At 65.9% G+C, this 19,593-nt stretch carries 6 protein-coding genes and 1 pseudogene; 4 read left to right on the top strand and 3 right to left on the bottom strand.

Annotated features, from left to right (window positions below):
- Nucleotides 1-341: 341 nt before the first annotated feature.
- Together ACZ470_RS38525 and ACZ470_RS38520 are read right to left on the bottom strand one after the other, a co-directional pair.
- Nucleotides 342-1,159, bottom strand: a pseudogene (locus ACZ470_RS38525) (IS5 family transposase).
- A gap of 363 nt (nucleotides 1,160-1,522) precedes the next feature.
- Entirely contained in the window at nucleotides 1,523-2,719 is a 1,197-nt protein-coding gene (locus ACZ470_RS38520) for a helix-turn-helix domain-containing protein (RefSeq protein ID WP_468434631.1), read from the bottom strand.
- 1,046 nt (nucleotides 2,720-3,765) lie between these two features.
- Here ACZ470_RS38520 and ACZ470_RS38515 point away from each other — a divergent pair.
- Nucleotides 3,766-5,046, top strand: coding sequence for an MFS transporter (locus ACZ470_RS38515; protein ID WP_468434645.1), 1,281 nt, complete (start codon nucleotides 3,766-3,768; stop codon nucleotides 5,044-5,046).
- A gap of 996 nt (nucleotides 5,047-6,042) precedes the next feature.
- Here ACZ470_RS38515 and ACZ470_RS38510 read toward each other — a convergent pair.
- The gene (locus tag ACZ470_RS38510; RefSeq protein ID WP_468434630.1) at nucleotides 6,043-9,507 is read right to left on the bottom strand and encodes a DNRLRE domain-containing protein; all 3,465 of its coding nucleotides are present in this window, start codon (nucleotides 9,505-9,507) and stop codon (nucleotides 6,043-6,045) included.
- 640 nt (nucleotides 9,508-10,147) lie between these two features.
- Here ACZ470_RS38510 and ACZ470_RS38505 point away from each other — a divergent pair.
- The 3 genes from ACZ470_RS38505 (at nucleotide 10,148) to ACZ470_RS38495 (ending at nucleotide 19,225) form a co-directional block, all read left to right on the top strand.
- A complete protein-coding gene (locus ACZ470_RS38505; RefSeq protein WP_468434644.1) occupies nucleotides 10,148-17,197 on the top strand; it encodes a polymorphic toxin-type HINT domain-containing protein in 7,050 nt (2,349 codons plus the stop codon).
- Nucleotides 17,198-17,996: 799 nt separating this feature from the next.
- On the top strand, nucleotides 17,997-18,839 hold the full coding sequence (locus ACZ470_RS38500) for a hypothetical protein (RefSeq protein ID WP_468434629.1): 843 nt from the start codon (nucleotides 17,997-17,999) through the stop codon (nucleotides 18,837-18,839).
- Nucleotides 18,840-18,871: 32 nt separating this feature from the next.
- The gene (locus ACZ470_RS38495; RefSeq protein WP_468434628.1) at nucleotides 18,872-19,225 is read left to right on the top strand and encodes a hypothetical protein; all 354 of its coding nucleotides are present in this window, start codon (nucleotides 18,872-18,874) and stop codon (nucleotides 19,223-19,225) included.
- Nucleotides 19,226-19,593: the final 368 nt, after the last annotated feature.

The raw sequence follows: 19,593 nt of genomic DNA, 5'->3' as shown, positions 1-19,593 counted from the left end.
CATGACCCCTAAGCGCGTGTACGAGAATTTGATGTATCCGCCGCCGTAAACGGTACGGCAAGGGTTGATCGTCCGAATAGGGCCGCGGATTGGCGCCGTAATCCGATGCAGCCAGTGCCACACCTCACCCTGCCATTCAAGGGCTTACGAAACGGAGCGCGCAGAATCAGTTGGAAAGCTGTTCTCGAGTGTGGCGTATATGGAGGGTTCACTACAAGAGCCTGCTCGGCTTCGGGGTGGTTTCCGACTTGAAGGGGCCCCTCTCGGGTGACATAAGTTGATGAAATGATGACAAAAGGGAACCGTTAGTGACTCTAGTGTGGCGAGTTTTAGACCGTGTCCTACGTGGTGAGGCGGATGAGTCGCTTGTAGCAGCACAGGGCGGCGGCGAGGCCGAGAAAGGCCAGGTAGTTGCGGGGATCGCGTTCGTAGCGAGGGCTCAAGCGGCGGTAGCCGGACAGCCACGACATGGTGCGTTCGATCACCCAGCGGCGCCGCCCTAATCGCTCGCTGGACTCGATTCCCTTGCGGGCGATGCGCACGCCGATCCGCTTCTCTCGCAGCCATCTGCGCAGGTCAGCCCGGTCGTAGGCTTTGTCGGCGTGCAGGCGCTAGGGCTTGAAGTGCCGGCCGCGATGGGGGTCGTGTCTCGTTTGGTGACCCTCCACCATCGGCTTCAGCCCTTCGCTGTCGTGGGTGTTGGCGGCCGAGACGCCGACGAGGAGGGGCAGTCCGTTCGCGTCCGACAGGACGTGCATCTTGGAACCCGGCTTGCCTCGGTCCACGGGGCTCGGACCTGCATGTTCGCCCCTTTTTTAGCCCGGACATGGGCGGTGTCCAGGACGACGCGGGTGACGTCGATGAGGCCGGCGTCGTCGAGCCGGTGCAGCACGGCCTCGTGCAGCTGTCCCCAGAGGCCGGCTCTCGACCAGATCAAGAACCGCCGGTGGGCGGTCGACTTCGATGTACCGAAGCAGGGCGGCGGTTGGCGCCAGGCGCAGCCGCTGACCAGGACGTAGATGATGGCCGCGAACAGCGTCTCATCAGGGGTGTCCTGCGTTCCGCCGCCCTGCGGACGCACCCTCGGGGGCGGGATCAGCGGCTTCGCGATCTCCCACAACCCGTCCGGAACAATCCAACTCCACGTACCCCGCCCCATACCGAGGTCAACGACGCCTCACCACGTAGGACACGGTCTAAGTGCCTGGATGGCACCGCTGGAGAACAACGGCCGCATCAAAGGGCCGCCCTTCGTCGCCGCAGGCGATCCGGCCCGCGGTTGTACACGGGGCGTCCGCGTCGGGGATCACGACGATGCCGCCGACGTGGTCGGTGACCCTGGCCGGAGGGGGGGCCGGCCCTCCAGGACGTCGCGCACGTAGTCGGGGACTTCTGCCCGCAGGCCGCGCAGTATGGGCGCGAGGTACGGAGAAGTGCCCGTAGTCGCTGGGGACGTCCTTGAAGAGCGTGCCGGTGACCGGTGCGGCACGCTGCATGACCGCTGCTGGCGACCTGCCGGCTGCTACAGAGGGCCGGATCTGGCGGGGGGTATGGGAGTGGCGAGGCACCTTCGGGTGGGGGAGAGGGCAGGGGGGCGTGAGGTGCCGCCCAGGGCGTCGCGGAAGGCGATGAGGAGGTCTTCGACGCGGGTGCTGGCTGTGGGGGATTCGTCTGGGGGTGGGGCCTTGATGGTGGCTGGTTGTGGTGGGGAGGGAGCTTCGGCTTCCCATAAGGGTTCGAAGTAGGTGGGTTCGCCGTCCAGGAGCTGTACGAGGCGCTGGATCTCCTCCCAGTCCCCTGTGGCGGTTCCGTCGAGGAGGGCTGTGATGCGGTCCTGGTCGAGTTGGTTGCCGCTGGTGATGGCGATGGCCCAGGGGGTGGGGCTGCCGGCCCGCAGGTGCAGGAACTGCAGTGCGGAGGCGAGCGAGTTGGGACGGGCCTGGCTGTCGCGGCGGGCGTTGGAGGTTTCCCAGACGCGGCGCAGGACTTCGGGGTCGGCGCCGCAGGCGCGGGCCAGTGCGGCGACGTGTTTCCAGGAGGGGAAGCGTTCGCCGGACATCATCCGTGAGAGGTGGCCGGCGGACAGGCCGGTGCGGGTGGCCAGTGCGCGCAGGCTGAGCCCGGAGGCACGCTGAAGGCTGCTGAGAATGTTGGCGAGGTCCTGTCCGGCCAGGGTCGCGGCCGGGACCGTCGTGGTGGGTGCTGGGGCAGCGGTGTCGTTGTAGGGGCCTGCAGGTGGTGGGCCTGGCGGTGCCGGCGGCGGTGAGGGCGCCGCAGCGGGGGAGGAGACGCGACGAGGTCCGGGCGTGCGGCGCGCGGGGGCCCACTTCTTGCGTGCGGTGTCCTTGCTCATGCCGAGCGAGGCGCCGACCGCTTCCCAGGAGGCGCCGCGCTGCTTGCTGCGGGCCACCATGTTGGGAGTGAGGCGTTCGGTGATCACTTGGAGACGGGCCAGCTGCTCCAATGGCGCGGTGACGGGGGTGCCGGGCTGGTCGAGCGAGAGCAGTATGTCCCGGGACAGGTGAATGACCTGGTTGAGCTGGACGCGCAGGGCTTGATCGAACTCTTCCGTGTCCGGGGTCTGCGAAGCGGCCTGCCGCTCCCGGCGCGCCTTCTGCCGGCATGCCGTGCTGCAGTACTCGCCGGGCCGTCCTGTGGCCTGAAAGCGACGTTCCTTGCCGCACTGCTTGCAGGTCGGCTGCGAAAAGGTCTGCCCCATCGTGGCGTTTCTCCCTTGACTGTGGCTTTCCCGGGCGACGAAATGGGGGCCGTCGCCCGGGATTCGTGACGGTGAGCGGTATGGGTGCAGCCGTTTCGTCGCGCGGATGCACGCAGATCATGACGAGGGCCGAGGGGACAGCGGCCCTCGGATCATCAGGGCGCCGGGGGACTGCCGGGGCGGCCACGCCAGGTGAGGACCGCCCAAATAGCTACCGCCACCAGGGAGGTTGTCAGTTCTGTCCAGTGCGAGGAACCGGGGACGACGATGAGGGCCGGAGCAACGAACTGCTGCGTGGCCGAGGTGTGCGAGGGGCTGTTGCCAGGTGTTGCCGCGGTGTTGCTGGGCGTGTCGTCCTGGACAGCTGCTTTGTTATGGTCATGCGCGGATCGCCGCCGAAGGCGTTTGATCCCACGCTCGAGCGGGGAGCCAGACAAGGGCTTCTCCTTGGTCGAGATGCTGTGGAGCGCGAGCCCGGGTCGTGGAAAGCGCGGGTTCGCGCTCCGTGACTGTAGTGACACCCTCTGCCCACTGCCATTCGGTCAAATGCCCCCATCTGCAGTACAACACGGGACCGAACGGACACTTTCGTAGAGATCGCAGGGGCAATCTGCTTGGTTCCCGGATCTCTTTCCGAAAACCCACCCGACACCCGTGACGATCTTGGTATTCCTGCTGCCCTGCAATCCTTCTGGCCTGCGCCAACACCGCCAGAGGGCGCGGGGAACTTCCGGCGTCGTCCGGCGCGAGGCGCCGCGCAAGCGGGGCCGCTGCCGCAGGTGCCGGCAGTGAGGCTGCAGCTGTGCGCGTGCGAGTTGAGTCAGTGTGACCGCCGCAGCGACAACCCTGCCGACAGCCTCGTGGCCCGGCTCGAGCCTGCGGCACAGGCGATCCGGACCGTCGTCGATGCCGTTGGTTGCGGAGGCGACGGCGCGGTGTTCGTGGAACCGGCTCCACTCCGAGAAGCGTTCCGTGGTGGCCTGATCACGGGGTGGAGGACGGTCAGTGTCACTACGCTGAGCGCCTTCGTACCTCGGGAGGTTCGGTTGGTACGGCGGAGCACGCTCGGGCAGGACTTCCGTCGGTTGTGGGTCGCCTACGCGGTCAGCGCCGCGGGCAGTGCCGTCGGCATGGGGGCGTTGCCGTTGATTGCCCTTCTGGTGCTGGATGCCTCGGCGTTCCAGGTGTCTGTGCTCGCTGCGTTGTCTGCGGTGGCCAGTGCGGTGATCGCTCTGCCGCTCGGTGTGCGTGTCGAGCACCAGTACAAGCGGCCGGTCATGATCACCGCCGACCTGGCCCGCTGCGTGATGCTGGTGAGTATTTCGGTCGCCATGGCGTTCGACCAGCTCACCTTTACCCAGGTGTGTGTCGTCGGTGTTCTCCAGACGGCGGCTTCTGTCGCGTTCGACGCGGCGAGCGGCGCGCACCTGAAGGCACTTGTCCTGCCTGAGCATCGTCTTCGCGCCAACAGCCTGTTCGAGACGACCAACTGGATCAGCGTCAGCGCCGGCCCGCCCGTCGGCGGGCTTCTGATCGGGGCACTGGGCGCGGCCGCCACCATGGTGGTCGACGCACTGTCCTTCCTCGGATCGGCCCTGGGCATCCGACGCATCCGACAGCCTGAACCCGCACCACCGCCACGCGCCGCCACCTCTCACCTGGGCCGCGACATCGCTGCCGGCTGGCAGTACCTCCTGCGGCACCAAGGACTGCGGCCGCTGTTCTTCAACGCGCTCCTCTTCGGCGGATCCGTCATGATGGCCTCACCGCTGATGGCCGTCCTCATGCTGGATGACCTCGGCCTGGCACCGTGGCAGTACGGACTCGCCCTGGGACTGCCGTGCCTGGGCGGCGTGCTCGGCTCACGCCTGACCCCGATGCTCACCCGGAGATTCGGACAGCGCCGCATCCTGCTGCTGTCCGGTGTCGCACGCACCCTGTGGACGATCCTGCTGCCCCTGACGCCCTCCGGTGCCCTCGGCCTGTTCGTCATCGTGGCCGCCGACTTCGGCCTGCTCTTCTCCGCAGGGGTCTTCAACCCGTCGTTCACCACCTATCGCATGGCGGCCACACCGGACGCGTACATGTCCCGCGTCGGCACCTCCTGGTCCGTCGGCGCGAAGACATGCCAGGCCGCCTTCGTGATCGCCGGTGGGCTCATCGCCGCCGCAGCAGGGGTACGCGGCGCCCTGCTCATCGCCGGCCTGCTGTGCATGGCGAGCGCACTGCTCCTGCCATGGCGAAAGGAACGCATCTCCACCGGACATGTTCCAGCGCCCACGACGAAAGCGGCCCCCTCCCCGGCCACAGATAGCCCGCCCGCATAACGGCTCGCCGGGGCGCTGCTCGGCCGCCCTCGTGCTGATCACGTTGACCGCGCAAAAGCAACCCTGCGTGGGGCTGGCTGCGCCTGGCGCAGTATTTCGCACGGAACGGTCAGCTCTCGTAGGTCACCGCCGGGCTGGCCGCGATGTCTTCGTGGGCGTAGAAGCGCGCATCGACTCCGTGCGGGCGGGGCGGCTCTGCCGGGCAGAGGGTCTGCTGCTGCGGAACTCGGCGGGCCGGATAGGCCGTGAACACAACGGACAGAGGGCTGTGTAGAGCAGTTCGATAATCATGCTGCGAACTGTGCACAAGCCGGCGGCCGTCTCGTGCTGCCGTGGAGCCCGCCTGGTGGGCTTGTGCGGTAACGGTCTGGTGATGCGCTCCCGCCCGGCGGGAAGTACCCGCGATCGTGCTTTTCTGCACGTCAATGCCAGGGTTTCATGGGTTGGTGATCAGCAAAGCGGAAGTTTGCCCGGGCAACGGGTGGCGCTATTACTTCCGGGGCGTCATGGTCGGCGACGGCCACTGCTCTGCGGGATGCCGCTGTACGCCGCTCTGGGGCAGCCGGGCCGCGCCCCACCAGCCGACACTGGCTCACCTCACGCCGTTGTCGGCAGCTCTGGGGGCTGCGGTGCAGCATGAGGCGCGAGGAGCGCAGCCGGCACCGCGGGCTCCGGTCAGATGCCCCCGCCATGCGGCGAGGTGGGCGGCATTGACGTGGTCGGCGGCCGTGTTCGAGCCCGCGTCACATCCGGCCTCAGCAGGGCCGCGAAGGCTTCACCGTGCCGTCTGTCCGGCCGTCACGTCATATCCATTCGATCTGCGGGCACAGCGCGGTTTCGCTCAGTACGAGTTTCATCAACAGCGGATCGGTCGTCCGCGTCAGCAGCGCCTGCCGGTCGGCCTTCAGTCTCGCCCGGGCCTCGCTCTCTTCCTCGCTCAGCGCGCCCGGACCCGCCTTTCCAAAGAAGCGGGTCCGGGCATTTGGGGTCGGCAGGTCAGCCGATGGCGATGCGGGTTTTCCAGTAACTGTTCTGTCCGATGATCTCTGTGCCGGATCCGGACAGGACGGTCTTGCCGCCTGCATAGAAGCGTACGGATCCGTCGGAGCGTACGGTCCAGATGTCAGGAATGGCGTCGCCGTTGGCGTCGGGGGTTCCGATCAGCAGCGGGATGCTGGTGCTGTACCAACCGGAGGAACCGTAGACGGCGTCGGTGCCATCGGCAGAGTTGGCGGCGGAGGCCAGGGAGGTCAGGTCGGTCCCACCGTCGGCGGCCTTGATGCCCTTGCGGAAGAGGAGCCGGCCTGAGACGTCGGTGCGGTAGACCAGGTCGGTCACCCCATCGCCGCTGATGTCGGCCGCGGTGACGATGTCGCGGTCGGCCCAGGGCGTGGAGGACAGGCGGATCGCCTTGTCGATGGTGGCGCCGTGGTAGCCGGTGAAGGCCCAGATCTCCTCGCCCACGGTGGCGAAGAAGTCTGTGCGGCCGTCTCCGGTGGCGTCGCCGGCCGAGACGATCTGGGTGAGGGAGGCGGGGTTGGGCGCGTTGGACGGCAGGAGGATATCCACTCGTCGGTCGATGTTGACTGCGCCGTAGCCGTCGCCGGGATAGACCCAGAGCTTGCCGCCGACGCGGACGACCAGGTCCTGGAGGCCGTCACCTCCGTAGATGTCACCGTTGTGGGTGATCAGGGAGTCCTTGAAGTGACCGGAGGGTGCGGCGACAAACGGTGGAAGACCGTCCTCGGAGCCCGGGTCCTTGGCGGGATTGGCGCGGTAGGCGCCGGACATGGAGTAGTCGAGGTCACCGCTGGGGCGAGCGAGGTCGGGTGTGGCCTGGGACGGGTAGAGAGCGAGGTTGCCCCCGGAGGTCACGGCCATGAGGTCGGCTAGGTCGTCGCCCGTGAAGTCGCCGGGGCTGTCGGCTTCGTCGCGCGGGCTGACGTAGAAGAAGTAGAGGGCCGGGTCGGAGGGGTTGCCTGCCGAGTCGACAGCACGGATGTACAGGACGTTGGGGCCGGCTGTCGGGGGCTTGGCGTCGGCGATGGTCGTCGGGGTGGTGACGGCTGTTCCGGCGGTGCGGCTCTTGGAGAAGTTGTAGTTGGCACCGTTGAAGGAGTACTCGAAGCGGACGGTGTCGGTGGATCCGGCGTAGACGGTGAAGGAGCCCGCCGTGCCGAACTTCAGTTTCGACCAGTTGGCGTCCTCGGCGTCGTTCCCGAAGCCGTTCTCCGAGCCGTCTGCGTTGGGGAAGTCGGTGGAGGTGATTTTGGGGCGCTTGGGCGGGGCGGTGTCCAGGATGAACCGGCAGGGCGTCTTGGCCGGCGAGTAGCCGGAAGTGGCGCCCTTGTCGTCGATGCCGCGGACCCGCCAGGAGTAGAGGGTGCCGTTGGTCAGTTTGCTGGTGGAGAAGGCGGGTGTGGAGCGCAGGGCGTCGCCGCCGTCACTGCCGGTGGAAACCTTGCCCGTGGTGCCGAGTATGTCGCCGGTGGTGCCCCACTTGCCGGTGGGCCAGAGGTCGAAGTCCAGGTAGTCGAGGTTGTTGTCCTTGTCTTTCCCTCGCGCGGTGAAGGTGACGCTGCCTGTGCCCATCCGGACGTACGGCTCGGTGGTGGTGCACTTGGCGTCGGGAGACAGGTCGAGGTTGGTGGGGGACGAAGGGCGACGGTTGTAGACGAGTTCGAGTGCCGGGCCGTTGTCGCCGTTGGCCTGGAACTTCTTCCAGGAGTACTGGGATGTCTCGTTTCGGGCACGCAGACCGAAGGTGATTGTGGAGCGGCCGAGGTCGGCGTAGTTCTGTGCGGCCTTCTTCACGTCGAAGGTTTCGTAGGCGTCGCGGCAGCCGGATTTGTAGCCGTGCGCGAAGCTGCGGGTCTGCAGCTTGTTGCCGTCGGTGAGTTTCGGGGCGTTCTTCCAGTTGGTCTTCTTGCTGATCGCTCCGGTGACGTGGACGCTCATCGAGCGGGCGCTGCAGGACCAGGAGTACGTTTCCAGCAGGCGCAGCTTGGCACTGCTGATCTTCGCGCCCTTGAGGTTCTTGTCGAAGTCCATGTTGAAGAAGGAACGCGAAGTGCCCCAGGTGTCGGACTCGAAGCCGACCCGGGCCTCGTGGGTGCCGCCCTTGTTGAAGCCCTTGCCGTTGTAGAAGGTGGCGTTGGGGTGCCGACTGTAAGCGGTCGTCCAGTTGTCCATGTGCTTGGTGACGGACGGGTCGATGAAGACCGGGTAGGTCGTCTCCGGAGCGTTGAGGAAGTTCAGGTCCGGGGTGATGACCCAGTTGTCGCCCGAGAGGTCAGACTCCACGGTGTTGCCCAGGGAGTCTGGTGATGGCCCGTCGAGCAGTGGGAGCGAGAGGGTTGCCGCTGGTCCGCTCTGCGAGGGGCCTGGGGTGGGTTCGGCGGGAGCGGTGGGTGTGGCGGTCTCCGAGGGGACGACTTCAGGTTCGTCGGTGGGGGTGGGCAGGCTAGGGGCTTCGGATTCCCGGTCGGTCTGCTCATCCGACTCGGCGTCGTTCGTCGCCTCCTCGGCCGGCACCACTTCCGGCGTCCAGGACGTGGAGCTGCTGGGCTCGGGGCTCTCCGAGCCGGTCGGCTGGGCAGTGGCTCCGACCTGTCCGTCGGTGATGGCGGGCTGGCCGGTGGAGTCCCACATCAGTGGCGTTCCGGAGCTGGCCACTTCGTTGCCGAAGAAGGTCTCGGCGGTGAGGACGCCGGACAGTGGGTCGAGGCGGAAGGTCAGGTCTTCGGAGGTGATGCCGTACGAGAGCTGCTGCACCAGTGGGTTGTTCGCGGCCGCCTGGTTCTTCAGGACGAGGAGCTGGGCGAAGCCGTCGTTGTCTGCTGTAAGGACCAGGTCCGCGCCGGGGAAGATCTCCGGGTACAGGGCGCGCGAGCCGTCGATGACGGGGGCGGGGACCGGCCCCGGCCAGGTGAGCCGGATGGCGTACTCACCGGCATCGCCCACATAGAGCGTGACGAGGTCGCTCGCTCCGGCCGCGGCGGGAGCGTTTTTTACCAGTGACACACGCTGGCCCCCGGCCCGGGAGGCCCGCTCCGGGTTCTGCTTGCCCGAACCTGCGGTGAACACTATGCGGGCGCTGGTGGCCGTGGTCTCCCAGCCGGCCTCGCTGCGCCGCAGATCCGTGTCGATCGCGCGCCATTCGCCATCCTTGCGGACCCGGACCGGCGAGGCGTGGAACCGCTTGGCGAGCTGGCCGTCGGGACGGGCCCAGGTGGTGGAGCGCTCGGTGCGGTCCGCGGTGACCTCGACCTGCTTGCCCGTGCGAGCGGCCTGGACGAAGGCGGCGCTCTCGGTGACCACCTTCGCCCGCTGGGGCTCGGCCTGCTGTTGTCCGTCGGATCTCGTGTACCCGGCATAAGCGATGCCGGTCGCTGCGACCGCCGTGGCGAGGGTGAACGCCAGGGTGCGGCGTCCGGGCCTGCGGGGCTGAGTGGTTGGCATCGTGAGAGGTCCCTTTCCCCATGCCCGGCACACGGATCGACGTGTGCGGGCTCCTCCGGAACGATGTGGCCGGCCATGGCGAAGCGGACCGCTCCGTACGGGGGCGCGGGCATGGCAGGGCGAGCTGATGATGACTCATGAGCCGCCTGTCGTCACCCTGTGAATTCTCACGCCAGAAACTCGGACCGGGCGATCTCCGTTTCCCCAGGTGCCGCCCTGCTGAGGCTGGTGAGTGTCCACCGTTCCGAGAGAGGTCTCATATCAGCACGAACTGCCCCATGATTCGGAGCATTTGAATAGCCATCAGATATTTTCGGGCGAAATTGGACCCACGTCGGAAGGTATCCCTCCTCGGAGGGGTGCTGCCCGATCGACGCCCTCTGTGAGTGATTTTATCGTTACGCGGCGTGACAATGATCACTAGTGGTCTGAACCTCTAGCATTTCTTCACATCGCTCTCACAGAATTCGCCCGATCTGTTTCGTCCTGCGCGAGGTCCGTTTCCGGCCCCGCTCCAAGTGGTCCGGGGGGACCCTCCGTGTTCGGTCGAACTCGCCTTTCCCGAAGCCTGCGGGTGCGCAGAGTGGTTGTCGCCGTAGCTGGTGCCGCGGTGCTCGTCGGTCTGCTGCCCACGGCGGCGATGGCTGTGCCGCCGGTCCCGCCGGCCGACGAACCGGGGCGCGAGGCCCTGATTCTCGAGTCGCTCGCCAAAGTCGTCCCTGCCGACGGCACCCCGGTCAACCAGGACGTCGAGAGCCTGAAGACCGATGTTCCGCAGGACATGGAGGCGGCGCCGCCCGGCACCGACACTCCGCTTCCCGCGTCCACCACAACGGTCACGTTTCCGTCCAGTACCGCACGGAGCTCGTCCGCCGCCGTCGAGTCCCAGTCACTGGACCAGGTCCCGGTCACGCTTGCCCCGGCCGAGGGGCAGCCCGCCCCCACCGGTACGTGGGGCGTGACCGTGGACGCCCGCACCGAAGTCACCACGCAGGGCGTGGACGGTGCGGTTATCCGCGTCGATCCGCCGGACACGGGCGCGGTGCCGGTGTCGCTCTCGTTGGACTACGGCACCTTCGAGAACCTCTACGGCGCCGACTGGGGCTCCCGCCTGCGTCTGGTCCAGTTCCCCGCGTGCTACCTGACCACCCCCGAGGCCGAGGAGTGCCAGGCATACACGGAGCTGGAGACGGTCAACGACCCGGACGCCAACACGGTCTCCGCGACCATCGACCCGGCCGCTGACGACACCGTCAGCACAGCGTCCGAAGGCACCTCCACCCAGTCGGCTGGCTCCCGCCTGCTGGACGCGGAAGGCAGCGCCGACTCCACCGTGATCGGCGCCGTCGATTCCGGAGCTGGCCCCGGCGGCTCGTTCAAGGCGACCCCCCTTGCCTCGACCGGCTCCTGGTCGCACGCCGGCAGCTCCGGCGCCTTCGTGTGGTCCTACCCGCTGACCGTTCCGGCGCCCCCGGCCGGCCCCATTCCGAAGATCGCGCTCACCTACAACTCGCAGTCCGTGGACGGCCGCACCGCTGTCTCCTCCCCTCAGGCCTCGTGGATCGGCGAGGGCTGGGACTACGACTCCGGCCACATCGAGCGCCGCTACCGCAGCTGCAAGGACGACCGGAAGATTCTTGACGCCGGCGCCCCCAACAACACCGCCAAGGCCAACAAGACCTCCGACCTGTGCTGGGTCTCGCACAATGCGGTGATGTCCCTCGCCGGCCGGACCACCGAGCTGGTCCGCGTCGGCACCACCGACACCTACCGCCTCGCGTCCGACGACGGTACCCGGGTCTCGCTCAAGACCGGTGCGGTGAACGGCGACAACGACGGCGAGTACTGGGAGGTGACCACCACCGACGGAACCGTCTACACCTTCGGCCGTCACGAGGTCGGCGGCGGCCACGCCAACACCAACTCGGTCTCCACGGTTCCCGTCTTCGGCAACCATCCCGGCGAGCCCTGCCATGCAACCGCCTTCGCCGACTCCCGCTGCGGCGCGGGCAAGCAGCAGGCCTGGCGCTGGGGCCTGGACAAGGTCACCGACGTCCACGGCAACGTGATGGTCGTCAACTGGAAGCAGGAGACGAACTACTACGCCGTCCGCGACAAGCGCAAGACCCCGGAAGCCTACGAGCGCTTCGCCTACCCCACCACCATCGACTACGGAATGCGCTCGGACGACCTGTCCACGCCTTCCGCGCAGGTCAGCTTCGGCGTCAAGCAGCGCTGCCTGAAGTCCGCCACCGCCTGTGACGCGGCGAACTTCGCCAAGACCGACGACCCCGGCGCCTACCGCCCCTGGTGGGACACCCCCGGCAACCTCAACTGCAAATCAACGTCCAAGCTCTGCCCCGGCTTCCCGTCGTTCTGGACGCAGATGCGCCTGGACACCATCACCACCCTCGGTGCCCGCCCCGGCGTGACCGGCCTAGGCAAGGTCGACGTCTACGCCCTCCACCAGTCGTTTCCCGACGACTGGTACGACACCTCCCCGGGACTCTGGCTCAACTCGATCACCCGCACCGGATACGGCCCCGGCGACACCACCGGGACCATCCAGTCCAAGGACGGCGTGAGCTTCGCCGAGTACCGCGTCGGCTCCTCCTCTCCGCTTCAGTCCCGCCTGCGCGACCGCCAGCTCCCCAACCTCGTCCGCACCGGCCCCAAGGACCAGCGTCCCGCCTTCACCCGCCCCCGCATCGGCACGGTCGCCACTGAGGCCGGCGCCGACATCGAGGTCGAGTACACCGGCGGCTGCGCCACCCCGCCGTCCGAGGACAAGGAGAAGGCGAACGGAACCTGCTACCCGGTCCGCTGGTCCCCGGACGGCGACGAGCGGACCCCACCTAAGCAGTGGTTCAACAAGTACGTCGTCGCCTCCGTCGTGGAGACCGACAAGGTCACGAACCACGGCGTGCCGATCGTCACCAAGTACAAGTACACCGGCCCGGCCTGGGCCAAGTCCGACGACGAGTTCCAGCGACCCGCCCTTCGCACGTACAGCGACTGGCAGGGATATCGCCAGGTCTCCGTGACCAAGGGCAGCAAGACCACTTCCAGCAAGACCGGCAACGACGACCCGCAGTCGCAGTCGTACTCCGAGACGCGCTACTTCCTCGGCACCGGCGGCGAGGTCAAGGACACCACCGGCACCCACACCCTGGTCAGCGACGACGCCCGCCAGTACGCGGGCCTGGCCGCCGAGGTCCTCACCTACAAGGACTCGAACAAGCAACTCCTCGAGCGCACCCTGAACTTCCCCTGGTCCAAGCAGACCGCCTCCCGCGCCCGGGAGGCAGAGGACGGCTCGGCCATGGAACCGCTCCTCGCCCACCGCGTCGGCATCAAACGCACTGACGACATCCAGTCCCTCGACGACGGATGGCAGTCCAAGCGCACCCTCACCACCGTCGACGACACCTACGGCCTGCCCACCGAGGTCGAGAGCTTCGTCGTCAAGCCCGACGGCACCGGCGGCGAAACACTCTCCGAGCAGGAGTGCACCCGCAATACCTACGTCCACAACACCGACGCGCACCTGATCGGCCTGATCTCCCAGAGCCGGACGATCGCCGTGCCCTGCACCCGATACGTCGGCGCGAACTACGCCACGCACCTGCTGAAATCGGTCCGCACCAGCTACGACACCCTCGCCCACGCCGCCACGCCGCTCAAGGGCCTACCCACCACCGTCGCCGAATCCAACGGCGCAGGCGACGCCCACAGCGTCATCACCACCACCACGTACGATCCGCTCGGCCGTATCCGCAAGGTCACCAGGCCGGATCAGGGCACCACCGAGAACGTCTACACGCCTGCCGACACCGGAGGCCCGCTCACCGGCCTCAAGACCGTCAACGCCCTCGGGCACGCCACCACGACCACGTTCGACCCCGGCCGCTCCCTCCCCCTCACCGTCACCGACCCCAACGGCCGCGTGACCCGGTACGAGTACGACGCCCTCGGCCGCCTGGCCAAGGGCTGGTCCCCGACCCGCTCCAGCGGCACCCAGACCCCCGACGTCCAGATCAGCTACCAACAGGCCACCGCCACCTCCTCCAGGACCAGCCCTGCTGCCGTCACCACCAAGACGATCAAGGATGACGGCAGCTACGCCTCCTCGGTCACCATCTACGACGGCCTGCTCCGCCCGGTCCAGACCCAGAACGAGGCCCACGGCCCCGGCCGCATCATCACCGACACCTCCTACGACGACCACGGCCGGCCCAGCATCGTCACCAGCGGCTACCTCGCCGCAGGCCAGCCGACCACAGCGCTGTTCGCACCCAAGTCCACGACACTCATCCCCAGCTATGTAAAGACCCAGTACGACGGCATGGGCCGCACCGTCCGCCAAGCGACCTACCACGACGGTGACTTCCAGCACGAGACCTTCACGTCGTACGGGCCGAACACAGTGCACGTGGACCCCCCGGGCAACACCGCTCCGGCAACGTGGACCACCACCGACGCCCTCGGCCGGGTCACCGAGATCGAGCAGTACACCAACGCCGGCCAGTCCACCACCCGATCGACCCGCTACGCCTACGACGTCCGCGGCAACCGCTCGGAAGTCACCGACCCGGCCGGCAACAAGTGGACGTACAAGTACGACGTACGCAGCCGCATAGTCGAAGCCACCGACCCGGACACCGGCACCACCAAGACGACCGCATACGACGGCGCCGACCGCCCCCTCACCACCATCGACGCCAACGGCAAGTCCCTGCACACGACCTACGACGTGCTCGGACGAGTAACGGCTGTCCGCGAGGGTTCAGCCACGGCCAGCCCGATCAAGACCTTCACCTTCGACTCCGCCGGAGCCCTCGGCCTGCCGGTCGCCACGACCCGCCACACGGCGGACGGCGACTACACCACCAAAATCACCGGCTACACCACCGACTACCAGCCCACCGGGCGGGACATCACCATCCCCGCCAACACCAAGACCACCGGGCTCTCAGGCACTTACAGCTACACCTACAGCTACACGCCGACCGGCAAGCCCCTCTCGGTGACCTACCCGTCAAAGGGCGGCATCTCCTCCGAGAAGGTGGTCATCCGCTACAACGAGGACGGCCTGCCCGAGTCCACGTCCGGCTCCAGCTGGTACACCGCCGACGTCACCTACTCCCCGTTCGGCGAACCCCTCCGCACCGTCTCCGGCTCCCAGCCCTACCGCGTGTGGACCACGAACTTCATCGACCCACGCACCGGCCGCCTCCAGCGCACCGTCGCCGACCGCGAGACCGCCTCACCCCACCGCATCACCGACAGCTACTACTCCTACGACGCCTCCGGCACCATCACATCGAACTCCCGCAAGCTGAGCGAAGCCTCAGGCTCCACCTGGGACACGCAGTGCTACACCTACGACGCCCTCGGTGAACTCGTCCACGCCTGGACCTCCACCATCGCCCCCACCGGCACAGGCAACGGCTGCAAGACCGCCAACGGTGCCACCTTCGGATACCGCACCGACTACGCCACCTCATCCGGCCCCGTCGCGGACGCCCCGAACGAGGCCAGCGACACCTCCAGCCCGGACACCTCGCTGACCAGCACGCGTGCCGCAGCCGCCCCGGCCGCCGGCACGGTGGCGACTTCCGCCACCGCCTACCGCCAGGCGTTCACCTACGACTGGATCGGCAACCGCTCCACTCTCACCGAGTACAACGTCACCGACCCCGCCAAGAACATCACCTATCACTCCGGCTACGGCACCACCGCCGGAAACGGCGCCACCGAACCGGTCACCACCCAGCCCCACACCCTGGCCTGGGTCTCCACCACCCCCACCGGCTCCGGCAGCGCCTACACCTACGACCCGGCCGGCAACACCACCAAGCGCGACCTCCCCGGCGACACCCAGAGTTTCACCTGGAACAGCGAGAACAAGCCGGCCACCGTGACCACCGGCGCCACCACCGTCAACTACACCTACGACACCGGCGGCCAACGCCTCCTGGAGAACTCCAGCGAAGGCTCCACCCTTTACCTTCCCGGCGGCGAACTCACCACCGACGCCACCGGAAAGATCACCAAGGCGACCCGCAACTACGCTCACCCCGGCGCCCCCACAGTCGTCCGCACCTCAAACGGCACCAGCACCGGCCACACCCTCAACATCCAGCTCGCCGACCATCTGGATACCGCCAACACCACCATCCAGATGGCCGCCAGCCAGCCGGTGACCAGACGGGCCTTCAAGCCCTTCGGCGAGGCCCGCGGTCCCCAACCGACCTCCTGGCCGGACAGGCGCAGCTACCTGGGCGTCGGCATCGACGACACCGCCACCGGACTGACACACATTGGCGCACGCGAGTACGACCAGGCCAACGGCCGATTCATCAGCGCGGATCCGCTGCTGGACATCACGGACCCGTTGCAGATGAACGGCTACTCCTACGCCAAGAACAGCCCCATCAGCACCAGCGACCCCGACGGCCTGAAGCCGGCCACCGATTGCTACAGGGGCTGCCAGGAGGGCGATTTCGTCTACCGGGACTGGATGGTCCCGGACGGTGCCGGAGGTTGGTCTTACCGTTACGAAGGCACCACTTACACCTATGACGTAGTGGGCGACGTCCACAGCGTCAACCGATTCGGCAGCAACCATCCACCGCTGGGCACAAGGACCGTCGTCAAGCCGTACGACCTGGAGGCCCAGAAGAGCACACTCAAATTCGTGGCCTCCCTCGTTATCCCTGACGTCGAGTCATGGAAGAAGGCTCTTTCCGGAGAGGCAAACGGCTGGGACTACCTTGGTGTCGCCTCGGATGTCCCCTTCGTGAAGGCCTTGAAGCTGGTACCCGATTCGGTTGCGAAAAAGGGTAAAGAGGCCGTTGAAGAATGGCTCAAGAAGTACGCCTCAGGATGCAAGTGCTTCCTTGCCGGCACCCAAGTCCTCATGGCCGACGGCAAGACCAAGGAAATCGAGAAGATTAAGGTCGGCGACGAGGTTGTGGCCACAGACCCGGAGACAGGGGAGACCCGCCTCCGGAAGGTCACCCACCTGATCGTCACCGAAGACGACAAGCACTTCAACGAACTGACCATCGAAACACCCGACGGACCCGAGAAGCTCACCGCTACACACGAACACCCCTTCTGGGTTCCCGAGATCGGCGCCTGGGTCGAGGCCCGCAACCTCGCCGCGGGCATGACCCTCAGAACCCCTGACGGCACCACCGTCCGCGTCATCAGCAACCAGGCATACACCAAGCACGCCCGGACATACAACCTCACCGTTGACGACCTGCACACGTACTATGTGCTGGCGGGCGAGACGCCGGTGCTTGTTCATAACTCCGGTGGGGCATGTCCAACGGGCACGGTTTGGGACAGTATCAGTCGAACGCAGCCAGAGTATCCGGGCACGCCGATCCCGAAGTCATTCACTATGAGAACGGGCGGGAGTGACGTCTGGGTGCACCCAAATTCCACAAAGCACCTGTTGGAACAGTATGAGTCGACGCTGGCAAGAACTCGCGACGCGAATCTCGCCAACGTTACTTCTCAAACTCAATTGGCAAGTCTTCAATCAGCTGTTGCAGAGGCCACGCGAGGTGGCGTGCGAATGGGCGAGAGGCTTAATGTGGGTGGTTGGCAGTTGGAGTTCAACCAGAGAGCCACAGACCCTCTACCGGCCCTAATGCATGCCCGGTTCACAGGATAGGGGGCGCGGAACATGTTGCTAGTCGTTGGCGAGATTCTCGTTGAAAAAGCGAGGGCGGAGGCCGATCCGTGGATTCCCCTCACTGCGACCTGGGAGCCACGTCCCCCAGGTCTGCAGTTGCACCTTTCAATTAGCGGCACTATGGGCGGCTTCGTGGAATTTAAGGTCGGACGCGAATCCGGACTCCTGTTCCAAGTGACAGTGGTCGAGCCGCCCCCGCATTTCGGGAGGTTTCCACCTCGGCAAGGGGAAAGTGTGAATCGCTTCGCGCCAGTCGTAGATACCTCCCTTTGGGGTACTGGTGTGATTCCTGACACCGGGAGGGTTGACCAGGTCGAAATAGTCGAGAAGTTGGGCTTCTCCCGTGTTGGAGATTGGGTTTCTGTAACCATCGGGGACGAACCTCCTGTTCGGTACATCGCTTGCGGCTGTGTGTTTATGGGAGTTTCCGATAATGGGGTTATTTCCGAGGTTTCTGCTCATGTGCGAGATGTGTCGCATGGTTGGCCCTGAGTAAGGTGCTCAAGAGCCTGCTGAGAGGAATTTGAGGTTCCGCAGATCGGATCTCCGATAGGATCCGAAATCCCAGTTTGACGGCAACGCAGCCGGACGCCGATGGCCCCGCACCCCTGGGGGGTATTTACAGGCTCAGATACCGGGGGGCATCTTGCGGGGCCATCGGCGTTGTCGGAGGCGGTGCGGCGTTACGGGGTGGCAGCCGCGCTGCCGGGGGTGATGTCCGCGTTGAGGGCTTCGCTGCGGTCGAGGAGGCGACGGATGCCCCGACGACGGCGACCCCATGCCCGAGCCGGCAAACCACCACGGAAACGGTCTCAACTACGGCGACCACAGAGGAAGCGACGGCCCGGCTCCAGGTTACGGCCGTCCTGGACCTTCAGGTGATACTGGCACAGTAATAGTCAATGGCCAGTCTATGGTGAACACCGCCACCGGCGAGTCATTGTCCTGCGCCTATGGTCGCTGCATAGGCCATGTCAATGGCCCGGATCCGGTTACAGACACGTTGGCAGGGCTCCTGCGCAACGCCGCATACACCGTCGACTATTTTGGAGTCTTCTGGGACAATGACTGCCGCTCGGGCGGTGGTGTAGACAATCCCGGTTGTGACTACGGCGAGTCCTACGACATGTGGGCGGCCGAACAAGGGGTCAATGTTGTAGGCAATGCCTATCAGGTACCCGGAGTCATAGCAGCACTCCTCGGTGCAGGAAGGAGCGCTAAGGCTCCAACGCCCGGTAACGGCAAGAGTGGCAGAGGGAAGAGCAACGCGAAGGGTGCGATTGGTGAAGCAAGAGCTATTCAGGAACTGGCGGATCGGGGGTACGTGATCATGGGAACTCACGTACAACTTGAATCCAAGAAGGGAGTCACTTCATATGTTGATATTGTGGCAACCAGGAAAGGGAGCGGTCTCGGAGCGCCTGAATACTTCGAAGTGAAGAACGGTCCAGACGCAAGGTTGACGCCACAGCAGAGGCAGGTGTACGGGCAGCTCGCGGATGAAGGCGGGGTAATTCTCAGGACGGATCAACTCGCTCCTTGGGGTCTGAAAAATGGTGACTTGCTCCCGCAGTCGGACGTCAATATGATCCTCTATGGTGGAGCAAAGGCGTGGGGATAGGGAAAGTTCACAATTTATAGGGGAGTTACATCGTGAGCTATGATCTGGCAGTATGGCAAGGCGATATGCCGGCGAGCGACCGTGAGGCGAGTAAAGTGCATAATCGCCTGTACGATGATTATCTCGAAGTTGATGAATTGTTTCCAGTGGTGGACGCCATCAATGAATTCCTGACACGCCTTACTGATCGCTGGCCCGACAGGAATGCGGGTGATGACAGTCCTTGGGCCTCGACTCCCCTTTCTGCTGGCGCAAGCGGACCGTACGTTTATCTCGGGCTTGCGTGGAGTGAGGCAGAAGCCTCCTCTGCTTACATTGCGGAGGTTGCAAGTTCTCTCGGGTTGATTTGCTTTGACCCGCAAATTGGGGCTTTGAGAACGAGGTGAGGACAACCCTTTGTGGCAGTCGCCGATGGAAGTGTTAAGCGCTTTCGCTTTCGGTGACCGAGGAATGGCCGGCGGCATAGCGTAGGAGCGTCGCGCACGCTGCGTGCGTGCGCACATAAGCCAGTCGAATACGTGCCACCGGATGAATGATCCGATGTGCCGGGTCGGATGGGAGGTCGGCCAGAGATCGAGTGCGCCGTGGGGGAGCGGGCCGAGATGGAGCATGCGGCTGACGCCCTGGACTGGACTCGGGCCTGCGTGGATGCCTTTCAATGAGATCGTTTCATCCTGAAGTTGCAGGTCGCGGTACTGGTGTGAGTCCGTGACGGGGTACTCGTGCTGGCCGGAGTCGTGATCGTCAGCGGGAG

Source organism: Streptomyces sp. NPDC031111, from assembly GCF_055570675.1.
The sequence above is the reverse complement of the archived record's forward strand: the minus strand, read 5'-3'. Positions and strand labels throughout refer to the sequence as shown.